A 17,641-nucleotide genomic window follows, 5' to 3' on the forward strand; every position below is an offset into this window, starting at 1 on the left:
TATTGTGTCGGGCTGGGCCACGGTTTTTTGTAGTTATACTACATGGGCTATCTCAGGCCCAGTCAAACGAAGGTCGCCCCATCACTGCCCTTTACCAGCAACCATTGCTCGAACTCTGCTGCCGGCACCGGCCTGCCAACCAGGTAGCCTTGCACCTCATCGCACCCTTGCTCACGCAGCACCTGCAATTGTTCAGCGGTTTCCACACCCTCTGCGGTGACCTTCAACCCTAGGCCGTGGGCCATGGTAATGACCGCCTGAGTGATGGCGGCATCTGCGGTGCTATCCCCCAATTCGCGCACAAACGCCTGATCCAGCTTTACGTAGTCCACCGGCAGCTGCTTGAGGTAACTAAGCGCGGAGTAGCCTGTGCCGAAGTCGTCAATCGCTAGCATCACGCCCATTCCACGCAATTGAGCAAAGGTGGCGTGAATAGCACTGATGTTGTCCAGCCACTGGCTTTCTGTGAGCTCAAGCTCTAACAACGCAGGGGCCAGGCCACTTTCGGCCAATACCTGGCGAATAAGGCTTACCAGGTTGCCGTAGCGCAATTGCTGCCCCGACAGGTTCACCGACATACGCAGTTCGCCCAGCCCCTGGCGCTGCCAAGCCCGTGCCTGGCGACACGCAGTACGCAGGACGAATTCCCCAATGGCCGTGATCTGGCCGGTTTCTTCAGCCAGCTCGATAAAGGCATCTGGTGCGATAAGCCCTCGCTGGGGGTGACGCCAGCGGACAAGTGCTTCTACCCCTTCAAGGGTATCCCTACCTAAACCCAACTTAGGCTGATAGAACACCTCAAGCTGGTGTAGCTCCAACGCGCGCCGTAGCTGGCTTTCAAGCTGCAACCGGTCATAGGCATCGGCCTGCATTGACTCGGTATAGAACTCAAACCCATCGCCGCCCAAGCGTTTAGCCTGTTTCATGGCAATGTCGGCTTGATTGAGCAGCACAGGCCCTTCACGGCTGGTGTCAGGCAACAAGCTGATACCAATGGACGCCGTGACGATAAGGTCGTGTTCACCCAGGCGCAACGGCGCGCGCAGTTTGCTCAGTAGCCGGGTTGTGACCCGGATAAGGCTTGATAGGCTGGTGTGGGCATCGAAGAGTACGGCAAATTCGTCTGCCGACAGCCGTGCAACGGTATCGGCATCGGGCAGCGCCGAGCTGATACGCCTGGCCACCTGGCGTAACGCCTGATCTGCAGTGTCGTGACCGAAGCTGTCGTTCAGCAATTTGAAGCGGTCCAGGTTGATATACAGCAATGCCAGGCTGCGCCCGTTGTGGCGCAGCCGTTGGCAGGCATCATGGAGCCGCTGCCTAAACAGGCCTCGATTACCCAGGCCGGTCAGTTCGTCATGGTACGTCAGGTAGTGCAGACGCTCTTCGGAGGCCCGGCGCGATGATAAGTCCGAGCAAAACATGACCACTCGGCTGAGCGCTCCGTGCTCGTTCATCACCGCGCTCAGTTGCAGCCATTGAGGGTAGAGTTCACCGTTGTGTCGGGCTTCGACCACTTCGCCTTGCCAACTGCCGCGCTCCAACAGCATTTGATGAATTGACGGAAACTGCCGCCGTACGTCGCGACTACAAGGCAGCTCAAGCAGTGCTTCACCTATGCAATGCGCCGGCTCGTAGCCTGTAATGCCGGTAAAAGCACGGTTGATGGCGAGTATGTTGAAGTCTGGATCAAGTACGACGATGCCTTCGCTCATGGCCTCGAGTACGGTCGCTGCCAGCCGCTGTTGCTCTTCCTGCGCTTTTACCTGGGTAATATCGCGGCGCGTGCCCAGCATGCGCAGTACCCGCCCACCCGGCGTGCGCTCTACCGCCCTGCCACGGTCTTCCACCCATAGCCAGTGCCCCTCGCTGTGCCGTATCCGGTACTCAACACGGTAATCTTCCGTTCGGCCCTTGAGGTGGGCGATCAGGGTACTTTTGAGTGCAGGCAGGTCTGCGGGGTGCAGGCGCGGCATCAAATGTTTGAGCAACACCGGTTTGCTTTGGTGAGCGATGTCGAACAGGCGCTCCAATTGGGTGTGGTGCACCTCGTCAGTGCGCAGGTCCCAATCCCAGAGGCCCAATTCGCTGGCTTCCAGTGCCAAGGCAAGGCGGGCCTGGCTTTTGCTCAAGTCCTGATTAACCTGGTCCAATTGCAGGCTGCGTTCTGCCACCCGCTCTTCCAGGTTGACCTGAATGGCCCGTAACGCCTGCTCAGCTGCCAGACGGCGGTCCATCTCTTCGCTCATCTCTCGATTAAGGCGGGAGATCATTGCTTGCTCTTCGCGGAGGCTGGCGATCAAGGCTTGGTTCTGAAAGCGCCTTAGCAGGCCATGCTCGATCAGGCGGTTAACCTGCCAGGCAACGATACACAACGACCCCAATAGCATCAGCCCCAGCCACGCCCAGCCTTGCTGGCGAACACCACCGTTGAAATACAGCCACATGACCGGCGGCAGCAAGCAGGGTACCGCAAAGCTCAAAAAGGCTGTGAAACTGACCGCATAGGCAATACTGGCGGACAGTGCGGCGGCGCCCAGAAGGCCGAAAATCCAGGCTTGCTGCAAAAAGCTATTAAAGGGCGCCAGCAGAATCGCGGCACCGGCGAGGGTAAGGCCACTGGCGGCAGAGCCCAGTAAAAACATCCGCCGCCATACCGGCGCTGCTTGGCGATTGGGCATGGCGGCATCGAATGCAGCCACCTGGATCACGCGCAGAGTGACGAGGGTCATCAACCACCCTAGCCATACGCTCACGAGCAGGTGATGACCTGGCGCCCACAGTATCCACGAGCACACCAATCCGGTGAGCAGCATCAACAAGGTCGGCACCAATGATCCTTGATAGAGCAGGCGGGTGCGCTCTACGGCCAGATTAGCGGTGAAGTCGGTATCCAGTTCGCGTTGCACAGGCGTAAACCACCCGGCGAAGCGGTGCTCAGGGGCCATAGGCGTTTATTCTTGTTCAGGGCTTACCTCAATGAATGGCAGCATACACAAGATTCAGAGGATTGCAGTGTCGTAGGAAGGGTTAGGCCGGTTATGCCGCCGTTCGGGGCTCTTCAACTGACAGCGAGTGCGCATTGGCTGCGCGGCAGCGCCGGGCAAACCGGTTGTAAGCAGCGTTTGCTCAAGGTCGGCCCGCACCCTAGAATGCCGACATGCATGATGACCTCTCTCTTTTGCTTAATTCGCTCAACGATGCCCAACGCCAGGCGGTCGCCGCCCCCGTCGGCCGTCAGTTGGTCCTGGCCGGCGCTGGCTCCGGTAAAACACGCGTGCTGGTACACCGCATCGCCTGGTTGATGCAGGTCGAGCACGCTTCGCCGCACTCGTTGTTGGCAGTAACCTTTACCAACAAAGCAGCAGCTGAGATGCGGCACCGTATCGAACAGCTCATGGGTATCAGCCCGGCGGGCATGTGGGTAGGTACCTTCCACGGCCTGGCTCATCGCTTGCTGCGGGCGCATTGGCAGGAAGCCAAGCTCAAGCAAAGCTTTCAGATACTCGATGGTGACGATCAGCAACGCCTGGTCAAGCGCGTGATCCGCGAGCTCGGGCTGGACGAGCAGCGCTGGCCGGCGCGCCAGGCGCAGTGGTTTATCAATGGGCAAAAAGACGAAGGCCTGCGGCCTCAGCACATCCAGCCCAATGGCGATCTGTTCCTGGCAACCATGCGGAGCATCTACGAAGCATACGAAGCCGCGTGTGAACGTGCAGGGGTTATCGATTTTTCCGAGTTGCTGTTACGTGCCCTGGACCTCTGGCGAGACAACCCCAGCCTGCTGGAGCATTACCAGCGGCGCTTCCGTCATGTGCTGGTGGACGAATTCCAGGATACCAACGCCGTTCAATACGCCTGGCTTCGTCTATTGGCCAAGGGCGGTCAAAGCCTGATGGTGGTGGGCGACGACGACCAGTCTATCTACGGTTGGCGCGGCGCACGTATCGAGAACATTCGCCAATACACGACAGACTTCCCTGACGCCGAACTGATCCGCCTGGAGCAGAACTATCGCTCCACGGCGGGCATCCTCAACGCCGCCAACGCCTTGATCGCCAATAACAGCGGTCGCCTTGGCAAAGAGCTCTGGACCGACGGTAGCGATGGCGAACCCATCAGCCTCTACGCCGCTTACAACGAACATGACGAAGCACGTTATGTCGTAGAAACCATTGAAAGTGCGCTAAAGAAAGGCCTGGCCCGTAGCGAAGTGGCGATCTTGTACCGCTCCAACGCACAGTCACGGGTACTTGAAGAGGCCTTGCTGCGCGAGCGTATTCCGTACCGCATCTATGGGGGCCAACGCTTCTTCGAGCGTGCTGAAATCAAAAACGCGATGGCTTACCTGCGCTTGCTGGACGGCCGCGCCAATGACGCTGCACTGGAGCGCGTCGTTAATGTTCCGCCACGGGGTATCGGCGAAAAGACGGTCGAGGCCATTCGTGCGCATTCCCGCCAGGCTGAAGTGTCCATGTGGGAGGCCATGCGCCAACTGGTCGCCAATAAAGGCCTGACCGGGCGTGCCGCCAATGCACTGCAAGCTTTCATGGACCTGATCGAGGATTTGGCAACCCGAACGGTCACCATGCCCTTGCACGTCATGACTCAAACCGTGATCGAACAGGCAGGCTTGATCCTCTACCACCAGGAAGAGAAAGGTGAAAAAGGCCAAGCGCGTGTAGAGAACCTTGAAGAGCTGGTCAGTGCGGCACGCAACTTCGAAAACGGCGAAGGCGAAGAAGACCTTACGCCACTGGCTGCGTTCTTGGGTCACGCCTCACTGGAGGCCGGCGACACCCAGGCAGACGAACACGAAGACAGCATCCAGCTGATGACCCTGCACAGCGCCAAGGGCCTGGAATTTCCGTTCGTATTCCTGGTAGGGCTGGAAGAAGGCTTGTTCCCGCACAAGATGAGCCTTGAAGAACCCGGCCGATTGGAAGAAGAGCGACGCCTGGCCTATGTAGGCATTACCCGCGCCATGCAGCAGTTGGTGATGACGTATGCCGAGACACGTCGGTTATACGGTAGCGAAACGTACAACAAGGTGTCCCGCTTCGTACGCGAGATTCCGGCCAACTTATTGCAGGAAGTACGCCTCTCCAATAGTGTCAGCCGCCCCTTTGGCGGTCAGGCCAAACCCAATATCGGCAGTATCTTCGGCCAGGCGGGTATTCCGGACACCGTGTTCAACCTCGGGCAGTGTGTCCAACATGCGGTGTTCGGTGAGGGTGTGATCCTCAACTTTGAAGGCGCTGGCGCTCAGGCCAGGGTACAGGTGAACTTCTCCGAAGGGAGTAAGTGGTTGATGCTGGGGTATGCCAAGCTGGTGCCGTTGGATTAAGCCCTTTAGATCTAACCAGGCTGTAGGAATTTTCCGTAAAAGCCGGAAACAATCTGTTGCTAGCTATCCAAACTGCCACCGTGCAACATGGCGCACGCTCTGTCCATTAAAGATGGGAATGCCTTCATGCAACGTTTTTTAAGCATCGCACTGGCGCTGTGCCTCAGTCTGTCATTCAGCCTGGACGCCAGCGCGGCCAAGCGGTTTGGCGGTGGTCAATCCATGGGCTCCGCGCCTAGCCATCAAACGCGCCAAGCCAGCCCTTCTCAACAGTCGGCTACCACCCCTGCTCAATCAGGTCGTGCCCCCGGCGCGCCTAGCGGTGCCTCGCGCTGGTTAGGCCCTTTGGCAGGTATTGCAGCCGGTGGCTTACTGGCCTCCATGTTCATGGGTGATGGTTTCGAAGGCTTCCAGCTTCTTGATTTCCTCTTGATTGCCCTTGTAGCCTTCGTGATCTTCCGGTTTATCTCGTCACGGCGCCGCAAGCAGCAGCCTCAAGTCGCCATGGCAGGCCACCCGGCCTACCAGCGTGAAGCTCAGCCCGATGCTGCGCCTGCCTCTCCGTTCGGTGGCGCATCCGGCTCGGCGGCTCGCCCGGCTATTCAGGCCCCTGCCTGGTTCAACGAGCAGAACTTCCTGGGCGCTGCCCGCGAGCATTTCCTGGCCCTGCAGCAGCACTGGGATGCCAATGAAATGGATAAGATCGCCGAGTTCGTTACACCACAAATGTTGCAGTTCCTGCGTCAGGAACGTACGTCACTGGGTGAAGGCTATCAATCCACTTACATTGATAACCTATCAGTACAGCTAGATGGCCTTGACGATCGCGCTGACAAGACGATTGCTACCCTGACATTCAGTGGGGTATCCAAGGATTCACGCTTCGACAAAGGCGAGGCGTTTAGCGAAAGCTGGAACATGGAGCGTCAGCCTGGCGAGAACCAGCCTTGGCTAATCGCCGGTATTCGTCAAAACGGTTGATTTGGCACCGCTCGGCACTGAAACCCCGGATTCCATATCCGGGGTTTTGCTTTTTGGGCCATGACTTAATATCGTGTAGGCAACCCCGCCCCTCGTGTTATAGGCATAGGTCAGTAAAGTGGAAGAAGTCATCGAGCAACTTCGGGAAGCCAATGAGCCGGTTCCAGTCCCGCTGGAATTACCCGACGAAGACCAACTGGTCGAAATCGAAGAGCAGCTCTTCATCAACGTCCCCTTCGTCTTCAAAGAGTTTTTGCTCACAGTTAGCGACGTGGTGTATGGGGCGCTCGAACCTGTTACGGTTACAGACCCTCAATCCCATACCTACCTGCCAGAGGTAGCCGCTACCGCGTGGGACTTAGGCGTACCCCGAGAGCTGATTCCTATCTGCCAGGACGGCGATGATTACTACTGCGTAGAGGAAGACGGCACGGTAGTGCTGTGGAGCGCAGAGGAAGAATTGGTCACAGAGGAAAGCTGGGAATCAGTCTGGCACTGGGCCAGAGACGTCTGGCTCGAAAGCTGAGTCAACCCCTGGCATCACTGATGCGCAGTGACTATCCTGCGCAGTTTGCCCCCGCCGCACGCAAGCGAACGATAGCCTCACCCTGGCTATCGTTCGCGTACTTACTCGTATTACTTCTTCGTTAGTGCTCAGTGGGCCCGCTAGGGCTTTCCAACGTCTCGACCAGCGCCATTTGCATGCGTGCATGCACCCTGATCAACCAGCGCCAGAAAAGCGTTACGAATACCAGTGCGGCCACGCCCACCAATATCAGCATTTCTCGCGTCGGCAAGATACTGGTCGACAATGCGGCCACCAGGAAAATCACCAGGCCTATGAACACCACGGGTATCACTTGCGACATCGTTAGCTGTAGCCGCTCGGTATAGGCACCTGCCAATTTCAGGCGCATGCCAGCCTGGGCCAACAACAGCGCCAATGCCCCTAGCTTGCGATAAGCCGCGATCAGAAACGGCATGGACAGCAGCAATGCAGTCGCGAACAGCACGCCCTTCTGGCCCTGCTCACCGGCTATCCACGGGGACAGCACTTCACCCACGGCTGGTGCGAAATGAGCGCAGCTAAAGAAGATCGCAACCACCAGCGCCAAGTTGATAGTCACATGCAGAAGGATGCGGCGCACGATGCCCGCGAATGCCGCGCGCTGACCTTCCAGCTTGATCCCGCGAAGCCACTCGCCGTAGGTGCCAAATACACGGGCCAGAGGCGTAGGCACGCAACGCGTTAGCATAGCCGCAAACGGGTCGGACGCTTTGATAAGGTAAGGTGTGAGCAGCGTGGTAATGGCCGAAACGGCTACAGCGACCGGGTAGAGGAAGTCACTGGTGACCTCAAGCGTCATGCCCAATGCTGCGATGATGAACGAGAACTCGCCTATCTGAGAAAGGCCCATGCCGACTTTCAGAGACGTACGCCCATCGTTACCGGCGAGAAATGCGCCCAGGCTGCAGGAAATGATCTTACCCAGCACTACGGCTGCCGTGATTGACACGATGGGCACGGCGTACTCCACCAGCACTCGGGGCTCGATCATCAGCCCAATGGCTACGAAAAAGATCGCGCTGAAGGTGTCTCTCAACGGCTCTACCAGCCGTTCTATCTTACGGTGATGCCTTGACTCGGCCATGATCGCGCCAATCAAGAAGGCGCCCAGCACCATGCTGTAACCCAGTTTTACGACCAATAAGCAGAACCCGAAACAAAGGCCTAAGACCACTACTAGCAGCATTTCATCGCTTTCAGCCTTTGCCACATGCGCTAGCAAGCGGGGCACTACGACGATCCCGACAACCAGGGCTACCACCATGAAAAGCCCGAGTTTGCCAACGGTTGCCGCTACTTCACCCGAGCTTACGCTGCCACTCACCGCAATGCCGGATAACAGCGCAATGATCCCGATACCCAAGATGTCTTCTACGATCAGAACCCCAAAGATCAACTGAGCGAACCGTTGGTTCTTCATCTTCAGGTCATTAAGTGCCTTCACAATGATGGTCGTGGAAGAGATTGCAAGAATAGCCCCCAAGAACAATGCATCCATGGTCCCCCAGCCAAATGCGTTGCCTATCTCATACCCCACCCAGATCATCAGAGTGATTTCCAGTAGCGCAGCCACAAAGGCGGTAGCACCGACCTTGAACAACTTGCGCAGGCTAAACTCCAGCCCCAGGCAGAACATCAGGAATACCACCCCCAATTCGGCCAGGATCTTGATGGTTTCTTCATCATGAATAAAGCCAAACGGTGGGGTATGAGGCCCAATAATAAAACCTGCAACAATGTAGCCAAGCACTACGGGCTGCTTGAGACGGTGGAAGATCACCGTGACAATCCCAGCTACCAGCATGATCACGGCCAGGTCTTGAATGAAAGCGATAGCATGCACTTTCGTACACTCCGGTCGTTAGGAAAGACTTACCCTAACACTGGCAATCAGCCTGCTGGCTTTTGGCAATATCAGGAAACAGAAAGCCCTGTGGGAAATGTCTTAAACACAATGACCCGTGACGGGTACCGTAATTCTTCCGTCAGCTATACCCTTGCAGCCTTTACACCGCTGCCCTTGGATCAATAACCGCGAGCGCATTATGGAACCTGGAAACGCCCAGCTGACAATGACCGTACTGATGACGCCAGACATGGCAAACTTCTCTGGCAATGTCCACGGCGGTACGTTGCTCAAGTATTTGGATGAAGTAGCCTATGCGTGCGCCAGCCGCTATGCGGGCCGGTATGTGGTAACGCTTTCGGTGGACCAGGTGATTTTCCGAGAGCCGATTCACGTAGGCGAACTCGTAACCTTCCTGGCCTCGGTCAACTACACCGGTAATACCTCCATGGAAGTGGGTATCAAGGTGGTGACCGAGAATATTCAGCAGCGAAGCGTACGCCACACCAACAGCTGTTTTTTCACCATGGTTGCCGTGGATGAAAACCGACGCACCGTGCCTGTGCCCGCGTTGGTCCCGCAAACCAGCGAGCAGAAGCGCCGGTTCGCCCAAGGCCGACAGCGGCGTCAGATTCGTCAGGAACTGGAGCAGCGCTATCAGGACCTGAAGGCCGATGGGCTTTAACGGGCCAAGCGTACTGCGTCGAAACGCACGCGGGGGTGAGCGATGCGATCTTGCGCACGTATCGGTTGCAGCTCATAGGTGGCGCACGCCTGGGTTTCTAGCAACACCTCATGAACAGCGGCTGCTGTGAACTCAAACGCAGCCGTAGGTGCGTCCCCAAGCAGCAACCGTGACATGAACAAGCCTGACGTCAGGTCGCCTACCCCAACCGGCTGTCGTGGAAACGCCAGTAGCGGCCGCTGCAAATGCCAGGCCTCGTCAGAGGTCACCAGCAGCATTTCAAAATGCTCAGGCGACTTATCCCGGTAGGCCAGGTGTTTCACCATGACCATACTTGGCCCGCGGGTTGTCAGCTCGCGCGCCATCTCCACGCAGTCCTGTAAGGTGCCTGGCATACGGCCAAGGAATGTATTGAGCTCCAGCTGGTTAGGACACAGGATGTCCGCCTGGGGCAGCGCTTCGCCTAATAGGAAGTCAGTAACCTCGGGGGCCACAACGCAGCCTTTTTCAGCATGACCCATTACAGGGTCACACAGGTACAGTGCGCGCGGGTTGGCCTCTTTTACAGCCTTCACTACCTCGAGAATGGCACGCCCTTGTGCCTCACTGCCCAAGTAACCGCTTACTACGCCATCGCAATTTCCCAGTTCACCAATCGCGGAAATACCGCGAACCAGTTCTGGAATCTGCTGAGCGGGCAGCACGCTCCCGGTCCATTGGCCATACTGTGTATGGTTCGAGAATTGAACAGTATTGAGCGGCCAGACATTGACCCCGATTCGCTGCATGGCGAACACCGCTGCGCTGTTACCTGCATGGCCAAACACCACGTGTGATTGAATGGCAAGCACGTGAGGAGTACGTTTCATCAAATAATCCAACGCATCGAAATAGGTAAGTTCCAATGCCCTATGATGCGTGAAAAGCCCGCTGTACGACAGGCCAGGCCGACAGTTAAGCTGGTCTGGTCCCGATGGAGCTCTTGTCGATGTTAACCCTTGAAAATCTTGCCGTGCTGCTGTTATTTGCATGCACAGGCGCTTGGTTCTGGCACAACCATGGGCTTCGCGAGAAAGCACTTGCCAAGGTACGGGCTCATTGCAGCCGGCTTGACCTTATGTTGCTCGATGACAATGTAGCCTTTAAACGGTTTGCGCTGGCCAAGGATGCACAGGGTCGCAAGCGGTTTGCTCGCGTCTATGGCTTTGAGTTTACGGTGACCGGCGAACAACGCCACCCCGGCACTATTACGCAATTTGGCGCCCATTCGGCTGTTATTGAGCTCGCGCCTTATCCATTCGAAATAAAACAGACGCCCTCTGCTGAGGTCATCGAACTCAGTCAATGGCGGCAAACGCACAAGCGTAGTCAGCCTTGATCATAGCGGCAGTATGCATGCCGCCCACTCCAGGTTGAGGGTTGCATCGCACTGCGGCTCATCGAAAATCAGCTCGAGACGGCTGTCTTTACGCCATTCACTTGCTCGCCATGTAGCGAGCTGACCGGGCACTAGGTTAGTAGATACCCAGCCTTCTTGCGTATGAAGGATGGCTTTTGCCCTGCACCAAGGCCATCTACTTAGAAATGCTTCCACCCTACAAAGGTCAACCTGCTCCTCCTGCGATAGGTGCCAGCCTTTACTCCAATGGCCTGATGCCGCCTCTAGCGTAGTGTGCTGCCTGAACAGCATGGGCTGCCGGGCAGGCAATACGCTTGTAGAGGGCCCAGCACTTACCCCAGGCATCTCCAGTTGCCCGCGAGTTACCCATGTGGCCAGGGAAGGAAATCCAGCCTGAGCCCGGCTGCGTCTGTTATCTGTTATGTACTCAGCTTTATTAACAACAATGTTGCTCGCATCATTCATAACTGCCCGAATAGCCTGTGGGATTTCGCCTCCCTCATTCAGTACCGCACCGTCCAGCACGACAGTCAGTGGTTGCACTGCAAGCACGCCCGCCCAGGGCGGTGCGTGTAGCTGACGCAGCAATGGTTTGGGGTGGCTGAGGCCCGAAAGTTCAAGGATCACTCTGTCAGGTTTTGACTGGCGAATCAGACGACTGAGCGCGACGGTAAAGGGCGCGCCATTGGTGCAGCATACACACCCGCCTGCAACTTCAGCGATGGCAATCTCGTCCTGCCCGGTGCTCAACAATGCAGCATCCAGGCCGACTGCGCCGAATTCATTTACCAAGACGGCCCAGCGTTCATTCGCAGGACGTTGGCTCAACCAGTATCGTACGATACTGGTTTTACCGGCGCCCAATGGCCCGGCCAGGACATACGTAGGGATATTTTCAAGCATGTGGCGCAGACCATTTTTAACAATCACCCTGGTAGCCAGCTTAATCTCGCCTTCCCAGGCGTCTGCACAAGCATGCGTAGTGCACAGCCAAGGTGATCACGTGGATGTGAAGGTGTGCCAGCAAAACCGCACTATCCCGGAGCACTTGTTCTCCGATGGTTTTTGCAAGCCTGACCTTAAAGGCCAGCAGACTGAAGTGGATTACGTGGAACACTGCCCCACGGGCGCCTTTGGCATTTGTAGCGGCGCCCACGTGGCTAACATGCCTTACACGCAGGACATACATTATTACGGAATAGCGTCAGACACCCGCTTCCTGAAACCTTTCTGTGAAGGGCAAAGCCAGGGTGTATGGCAACACGGCAACTGAATGTTCCACGTGGAACTATTGACGTGGCTTAACGTTGCCACAGTCTGCGCCTATCCACACAGCCTTGGTATTCATGCTTCCTTTCTGGGCTGCACCCGTAGCATTGAAGGTGCCCGCCACCTGGGTGGTGAATTCCCTATCACTGAGGAAGGTCGCCGTGCCTGCGCCCTGCGCTTTGGGGCAGGTAAAGGAAAAGGTCCAAACGTTACCTTTGCGCTCAGTAATACGCTGGGTACAGCCAGACTTGGGGTCTTGCAAGGGTATGTCGTTAGCTTTCACCTGCTCGGGGGTCAGACAGGACCTGATGCCGTTGCCGCCCAGGGTAATGCCCTGCTTGGCCAGCACCTGCTCCATCATTGCCCTTTGCTCTGGTGGAAGCATTTGGAGCTGCCCGAGCATCTGCTGTAGATCTGGCATTGGCTTACCTTCTACCTGCATGTTGCTGGTAGTCAACTCCCATAACCCTGGCTGCAACATCTGTGCGTGAGCACTCAGGGTGGTACCCAATACACCGAGCAAAGCAATGCCCTTGATAACCTTCATAACTTGCTCCTCAACTATGCCCAGATTGGACGCCTTGTAGGCTAATACGTTGCAACGTAAAAGGCCGCACATTTAGCGCAGCGGGGAGTCCCATACTCATCATTGCCAGGATGCGGACCTTTTTACATGGACACTCACAGCGCCGCGTTTTTCGGCTATCTACTTGCGGTCATTCATACCATAGGCGCCATTGCTGCGGTGCACGCACTGCTCACTGTGCGTACTGCTCAAGGTGCAATTGCCTGGGCGATGTCGCTGTTTTTTATCCCCTACCTCACATTGCTGCCGTACTTGGTGTTTGGCAGAAGCACCTTCGATGAATACGTAGAGGCGCGCCGACAGGCCAACCGGGAAATGCAGGAAGCCATCGCTCACCTGAACTGGCGACCCTGGGTAGAAGAAGCCATGGCCGCGAAGGGCTCAGAGGCTTACGCAGAGCTTAGGGCCTTACCGCGGCTAGGCCGAATGCCGTGCCTCGCTAACAATACTGTTGGCCTGTTGATCAACGGTGAAGCTACCTTTCAACGCATTCTCGAAGCGATTCGAGACGCCGAGCAGGTCGTGCTGATTCAGTTCTTTATCATTCACGACGACTTGATCGGCAGGCGCTTGCAAGCCGCACTGCTTGAAAAGGCCGGTCAAGGCGTTGCAGTTCGCCTGCTGTTTGATCAGATCGGCAGCCACGCGTTACCCAGAAAATACACAGAAACCCTCAAGCGCGCCGGTGTAGAAGTGCATGCGTTCTCGGCAGGTAGCACTGGGCTGAACCGCTTTCAAGTCAACTTCCGTAACCACCGTAAGATCGTTGTGGTGGATGGCAAGATTGGTTTTCTTGGCGGCCATAACGTTGGCGATGAATACCTGGGCGACCGCCCTCCCCTTAGCCCTTGGCGGGACACGCACGTGTGGGTAACAGGCCCGGCGGTGGCCAGCTTGCAGGAGAGCTTTGCAGAAGACTGGTTCTGGGCAGCGCGCCAGTTGCCGCCCTTGCTGTTGCCGGATGCTTATCCAGAGGCAGGTGCGTTGTGCCAAGTGTTACCCACAGGCCCTGCTGACCCTCAAGAAACCTGTGCGCTGTTCTTCATAGAGGCGATCAACAGCGCCAAGCGCAGGCTGTGGATAACAACACCCTATTTCATCCCCGATGAGGCTGTATTCGCCGCGCTTCGCCTGGCAGTACTGCGAAACGTAGACGTACGAATACTGATCCCTTCTCGCCCGGATCACCGAATCGTTTATGCCGCTTCCAGCCTGTACGCCAGCGAAGCGGTAAGAGCGGGCATCCGCATTTTCCGCTACCAGCCTGGGTTTCTGCATCAAAAGGTGGTGTTGGTAGACGACGATATCAGTGCCATAGGCAGCGCAAACCTCGACAACCGGTCATTCCGGCTGAATTTCGAAGTCATGCTGCTGACGGTCGATACCGCCTTTACGGCCGAAGTGGCTGCAATGCTGGAGGAGGATTTTTCTCTGGCCAAAGAAATGACCGTGGCTGACAGCAAGAAGACTCACCGAGTACTCAAGCTAGGCATGCGGGTAGCCCGGTTGATTTCACCGGTGCTGTAAGCCACCCGCAGCCGCTCTATCAGGGCGCCGTTAACTAATTGGTGCCTTACTCACTGATTATGGCTTGCCGAACGTTACATCCAAGGACATGGATTGGGTCTCACGCATCGGGTTATTACCTGGGCCCAAGGTATCGTCGTTAGGGTGTATATAGATTGCACCGGTACCCAATTGCCCCTGCAAGAACTCACCGGCCTGCTTCATCTTATCGGTTGAGCCGTCATACCAGCCTGCGATGGTCTTATTGCCACCTGCATCTGTTGTCACCAGGTCGCTAGGTGCCTTGTCAACGATACTCTTGGTACTGCCGATTTCGAAGCCCTTATCGTCTTTAGCATGGATGGCGGCGTTGCGGCCATCGATGTCACTCATGTTGATAAAGCCGTTATAGAACTCTAAACGGCTGGCATCCGAGCCGTACTTGGCATCACCTTTTTCATCCACACCGGCCTGCTTCAGCAAACCCGTGGTGTCGTTTTCGAACTTCATCGTACCTTTCTGCCCAGGCTGTAATGTCAATTCAGCAGTCAGCTTGTCGTTCTTGTCGAACTGCCCGATCTTGATCGCATGGTCTTGGTTATTGGTGATGTTGAAGGATCGAGGGCCAGTGCCCGCCGTCGGGTTGTCGCCTACCGCAGCGCTCGATGCTGCGGGGGTTATCGAGGCTTGCCCCTGTACATCGCTAGGGCTGTTTTGGGCGGATGCAGGGGTAGTAGGCGCGGTAGTTGTAGGTGTAGCGGTGGTTTGGGGTTCTGCTTCAGCCGTCTGAGGCGTATCGGAGGCTTGGGGTGCCGCTTCAGCCGACTGGGGCGTAGCGGAGGCCTGAGCCGTAGATTCAGGGGTCTGCGATTCAGCCGCTGACGTACCGGAGGCATCGCCTGCTGGAGCTACAGACTTTTGAGATGGTGTATTGCTCTCCTGAGAAGCGTCACCGGTACCATTTTGACTGTTCTGAAGCATCTGCAGAATCGTCTGCACCAGCTCACGCACTTTATCCATCAACGCCTGGTCAACATTATTCCCAACTTGCTGGTTGCCCCCCACGCGGCTGTCGCTGACCTGAGGCGTTTGCCCGCCAAAACTAACCTGGCCGTTTTGAAGGCCGCCAAAGGCGACCTGGCCGCCGCTTTGCTGCCCAGGGCTGTCTTTAAAACGCTCGGGTTGGCCGAATGAGTCGTTACCTGGGCCAAATCCGCGCTCGGCGGGCCCAATTCCTATCGTTGACATGCGCGACCTCACAAATGAATTGATTGTGAGTCTATGTGGCAGCGTTTAGGGTTCGGTTCCCTTCAAAGGCACGTATAGGCCATCACCCTCTCAAACCCCTCAACACCCCCATTAACTGTCAGAATTCACTCACCTGATCATCTGGAGAACACTAATGCTTCGCGCGCTTGAACGATGGCTCGATCCCTTCCCGCCTGACGAGTCGCCGCCACCCCCTATTGGCTTGGCGAAGTTCCTGTGGGCGTGCACGCAAGGCGCTCGCGGCTACATCCTGGCCATGGCATTACTGAGCGCTGGGGTCTCGATTTATGAAGCCTGGCTGTTTTCATTCCTCGGCCGGGTCGTGGATTTACTCTCAACGTGGCAGGCAGGCGGCGAGGCGAGTGGGCAGGAAAGCCACGTGCTGTGGGGGATTGGTATTGTGCTGATCATCAGCATTGTGCTGGTCGCGGCACGTACCATGGTCCAGCACCAAGTGTTGGCTATCAACTTGCCACTGCGGCTGCGCTGGAATTTTCATCGCCTGATGCTGCGCCAAAGCTTGTCGTTCTTTTCAGACGAGTTCTCCGGCCGTGTGACCACCAAGGTGATGCAGACCGCGCTGTCCGTGCGTGAAGTGCTATTTACCGTGATTGAAATCGTGCCTGGGATCGGCGTGTATTTCATTGCGATCATCGCATTGGCCGGCGGGTTTGCACTCAAGCTGATGCTGCCCTTCATTGCGTGGGTCGTATTGTTCGGCCTGGCCATGTGGTATTTCGTGCCACGCCTGGGGGATGTTGGGCAAGAGCAAGCCAATGCCCGATCTTCCATGACCGGACGCATTTCCGATGCCTATACCAACATCACTACCGTAAAACTGTTCTCGCACTCCAAGCGCGAAGCACACTTCGCACGCGCCGCCATGGAAGATTTCAAGCAGACCGGCTTTCGCCAAATGCGCCTGGTCAGCCAGTTCGAGATCGTTAACCAGGCGCTAGTGGTGTTGCTTATCTTCAGCGCTGGCGGTTACGCCTTGTGGTTATGGCACCAAGGTGAGGTGGGCACCGGAGCGGTGGCGGCAATTACGGCCATGGCACTGCGCATCAACGGTATGTCTCACTGGATCATGTGGCAGATGACGTCGCTGTTCGAAAACATCGGCACGGTACAAGACGGCATGGACACCCTCACGCGCGGCCCGAAGGTGCAGGATGCGCCTGATGCCGGTGTGCTCACGACGTCAGGGGGTGCCGTCACCTTCGATAAGGTGAGCTTTAACTACAATGGCGAACGCCAAGTGCTCGATGGCTTGAGCCTGAACATTCGTGCAGGCGAGAAAATCGGCCTAGTAGGCCGCTCAGGGGCGGGCAAGTCCACGCTGATCAACCTGCTATTACGGTTTTACGACGTAGACAGCGGGGAGATCCGCATCGACGGGCAGAACATCACCCAGGTCACGCAAGAGAGCCTGCGTAGCGCCATCGGCATGGTTACCCAGGACACATCCCTCCTCCACCGGTCCATTCGCGACAACATCGCCTACGGCCGCCCGGATGCCACTGATGAGGACGTCCACAACGCGGCCGTCAATGCTCAAGCCGACCTGTTCATTAGCCAGCTCAGCGACAAGCAAGGCCACACCGGCTATGACACTCTGGTTGGGGAGCGCGGCATCAAACTCTCTGGCGGCCAGCGTCAGCGCATCGCCATTGCACGGGTCATCCTGAAGAACGCGCCCATCTTGCTGCTAGACGAAGCTACCAGTGCGCTGGACTCGGAAGTCGAGGTCGCTATCCAGGAAAGCCTGAATGAAATGATGGAGGGCAAAACGGTGATCGCCATCGCCCACCGGCTGTCCACGATCGCAGCCATGGACCGGCTGATCGTCATGGACAACGGCCAGATTATCGAGCAAGGCACCCATGCCGAATTGCTCGCGAAAAACGGCACCTACGCACGGCTGTGGCAGCACCAGAGCGGTGGGTTCCTGGGCGAAGACCAAGGGGTACTTGAGGCCATGGAATAGGTACCGGCCTGAGTCGTGGCCTAGCGCTGGCAGAAGCCCCCGTCTATAAACAACTCGGCGCTGGTAATGAAAACTGGCGTCGTCGGAGGCTAGGAATACTGCAGCCTTGGCAATCTCGTCTGGGTCGCCTACCCGGCCCATCGGTATCTGCGAAGCGAAGTGGTCCAGTAGGCCCCTGCTGGCTCGCTTCATCAGGGC

At 56.9% G+C, this 17,641-nt stretch carries 14 protein-coding genes and 1 pseudogene; 8 read left to right on the plus strand and 7 right to left on the minus strand.

Features of this window, described 5'->3' with window-relative positions; translation table 11 throughout:
* Positions 1-62 precede the first annotated feature (62 nt).
* Positions 63-2,948 (minus strand): EAL domain-containing protein, encoded by a 2,886-nt coding sequence (locus tag AC4LE2_RS20945; RefSeq protein ID WP_491827975.1) that lies wholly within the window; start codon positions 2,946-2,948, stop codon positions 63-65.
* Between the two features lie 212 nt (positions 2,949-3,160).
* On the opposite strand from AC4LE2_RS20945, the gene uvrD reads away from it, so the two are divergent.
* From uvrD to AC4LE2_RS20960, 3 genes are all read left to right on the plus strand, one after another.
* Positions 3,161-5,347, plus strand: a complete 2,187-nt coding sequence (gene uvrD / locus AC4LE2_RS20950) for a DNA helicase II (RefSeq protein WP_491827976.1) — start codon at positions 3,161-3,163, stop codon at positions 5,345-5,347.
* Between the two features lie 126 nt (positions 5,348-5,473).
* Complete coding sequence (locus tag AC4LE2_RS20955; RefSeq protein WP_491827977.1) at positions 5,474-6,328, plus strand: Tim44 domain-containing protein; 855 nt, start codon at positions 5,474-5,476, stop codon at positions 6,326-6,328.
* 118 nt (positions 6,329-6,446) lie between these two features.
* Positions 6,447-6,854: an SMI1/KNR4 family protein gene (locus AC4LE2_RS20960; RefSeq protein WP_491827978.1), complete on the plus strand. Its 408-nt coding sequence runs from the start codon at positions 6,447-6,449 to the stop codon at positions 6,852-6,854.
* A 121-nt stretch (positions 6,855-6,975) separates the two neighbouring features.
* Here the strand turns inward: AC4LE2_RS20960 and AC4LE2_RS20965 are convergent, their stop codons facing one another.
* Complete coding sequence (locus tag AC4LE2_RS20965) at positions 6,976-8,739, minus strand: cation:proton antiporter (protein WP_491827979.1); 1,764 nt, start codon at positions 8,737-8,739, stop codon at positions 6,976-6,978.
* A gap of 202 nt (positions 8,740-8,941) precedes the next feature.
* Here AC4LE2_RS20965 and AC4LE2_RS20970 point away from each other — a divergent pair, with 202 nt between their 5' ends.
* The gene (locus AC4LE2_RS20970) at positions 8,942-9,427 is read left to right on the plus strand and encodes an acyl-CoA thioesterase (RefSeq protein WP_491827980.1); all 486 of its coding nucleotides are present in this window, start codon (positions 8,942-8,944) and stop codon (positions 9,425-9,427) included.
* Here the strand turns inward: AC4LE2_RS20970 and pdxY are convergent.
* A complete protein-coding gene (pdxY, locus tag AC4LE2_RS20975; protein ID WP_491827981.1) occupies positions 9,424-10,296 on the minus strand; it encodes a pyridoxal kinase PdxY in 873 nt (290 codons plus the stop codon). The two genes, AC4LE2_RS20970 and pdxY, sit on opposite strands and share 4 nt — an antisense overlap.
* Positions 10,297-10,415: 119 nt before the next feature.
* Between pdxY and AC4LE2_RS20980 the strand changes: the two genes are divergently transcribed.
* A complete protein-coding gene (locus tag AC4LE2_RS20980; RefSeq protein WP_491827982.1) occupies positions 10,416-10,805 on the plus strand; it encodes a DUF3301 domain-containing protein in 390 nt (129 codons plus the stop codon).
* Here AC4LE2_RS20980 and AC4LE2_RS20985 read toward each other — a convergent pair whose 3' ends face one another.
* Positions 10,806-11,729 carry a CobW family GTP-binding protein gene (locus AC4LE2_RS20985; RefSeq protein WP_491827983.1) on the minus strand — a complete coding sequence of 308 codons (924 nt, stop codon included), beginning with the start codon at positions 11,727-11,729 and terminating at the stop codon, positions 10,806-10,808.
* Here AC4LE2_RS20985 and AC4LE2_RS20990 point away from each other — a divergent pair.
* Positions 11,728-12,099 carry an NADH:ubiquinone oxidoreductase gene (locus tag AC4LE2_RS20990; RefSeq protein WP_491827984.1) on the plus strand — a complete coding sequence of 124 codons (372 nt, stop codon included), beginning with the start codon at positions 11,728-11,730 and terminating at the stop codon, positions 12,097-12,099. The two genes, AC4LE2_RS20985 and AC4LE2_RS20990, sit on opposite strands and share 2 nt — an antisense overlap.
* 15 nt (positions 12,100-12,114) lie before the next feature.
* On the opposite strand, the gene AC4LE2_RS20995 is transcribed toward AC4LE2_RS20990, so the two are convergent.
* Complete coding sequence (locus AC4LE2_RS20995; protein ID WP_491827985.1) at positions 12,115-12,642, minus strand: DUF3617 domain-containing protein; 528 nt, start codon at positions 12,640-12,642, stop codon at positions 12,115-12,117.
* A gap of 126 nt (positions 12,643-12,768) precedes the next feature.
* Here AC4LE2_RS20995 and cls point away from each other — a divergent pair, with 126 nt between their 5' ends.
* Positions 12,769-14,208 carry a cardiolipin synthase gene (cls, locus tag AC4LE2_RS21000; protein WP_491827986.1) on the plus strand — a complete coding sequence of 480 codons (1,440 nt, stop codon included), beginning with the start codon at positions 12,769-12,771 and terminating at the stop codon, positions 14,206-14,208.
* A 57-nt stretch (positions 14,209-14,265) separates the two neighbouring features.
* On the opposite strand, the gene AC4LE2_RS21005 is transcribed toward cls, so the two are convergent.
* Positions 14,266-15,435, minus strand: a complete 1,170-nt coding sequence (locus tag AC4LE2_RS21005) for a hypothetical protein (RefSeq protein ID WP_491827987.1) — start codon at positions 15,433-15,435, stop codon at positions 14,266-14,268.
* Positions 15,436-15,589: 154 nt separating this feature from the next.
* On the opposite strand from AC4LE2_RS21005, the gene AC4LE2_RS21010 reads away from it, so the two are divergent.
* Positions 15,590-17,443: an ABC transporter ATP-binding protein gene (locus AC4LE2_RS21010; RefSeq protein WP_491827988.1), complete on the plus strand. Its 1,854-nt coding sequence runs from the start codon at positions 15,590-15,592 to the stop codon at positions 17,441-17,443.
* A gap of 120 nt (positions 17,444-17,563) precedes the next feature.
* Here AC4LE2_RS21010 and AC4LE2_RS21015 read toward each other — a convergent pair.
* Positions 17,564-17,635 (minus strand): annotated as a pseudogene (locus AC4LE2_RS21015) (hypothetical protein); the annotation flags it as partial.
* Positions 17,636-17,641 lie beyond the last annotated feature (6 nt).

It is taken from the genome of Pseudomonas sp. 9.3L (assembly GCF_058536285.1).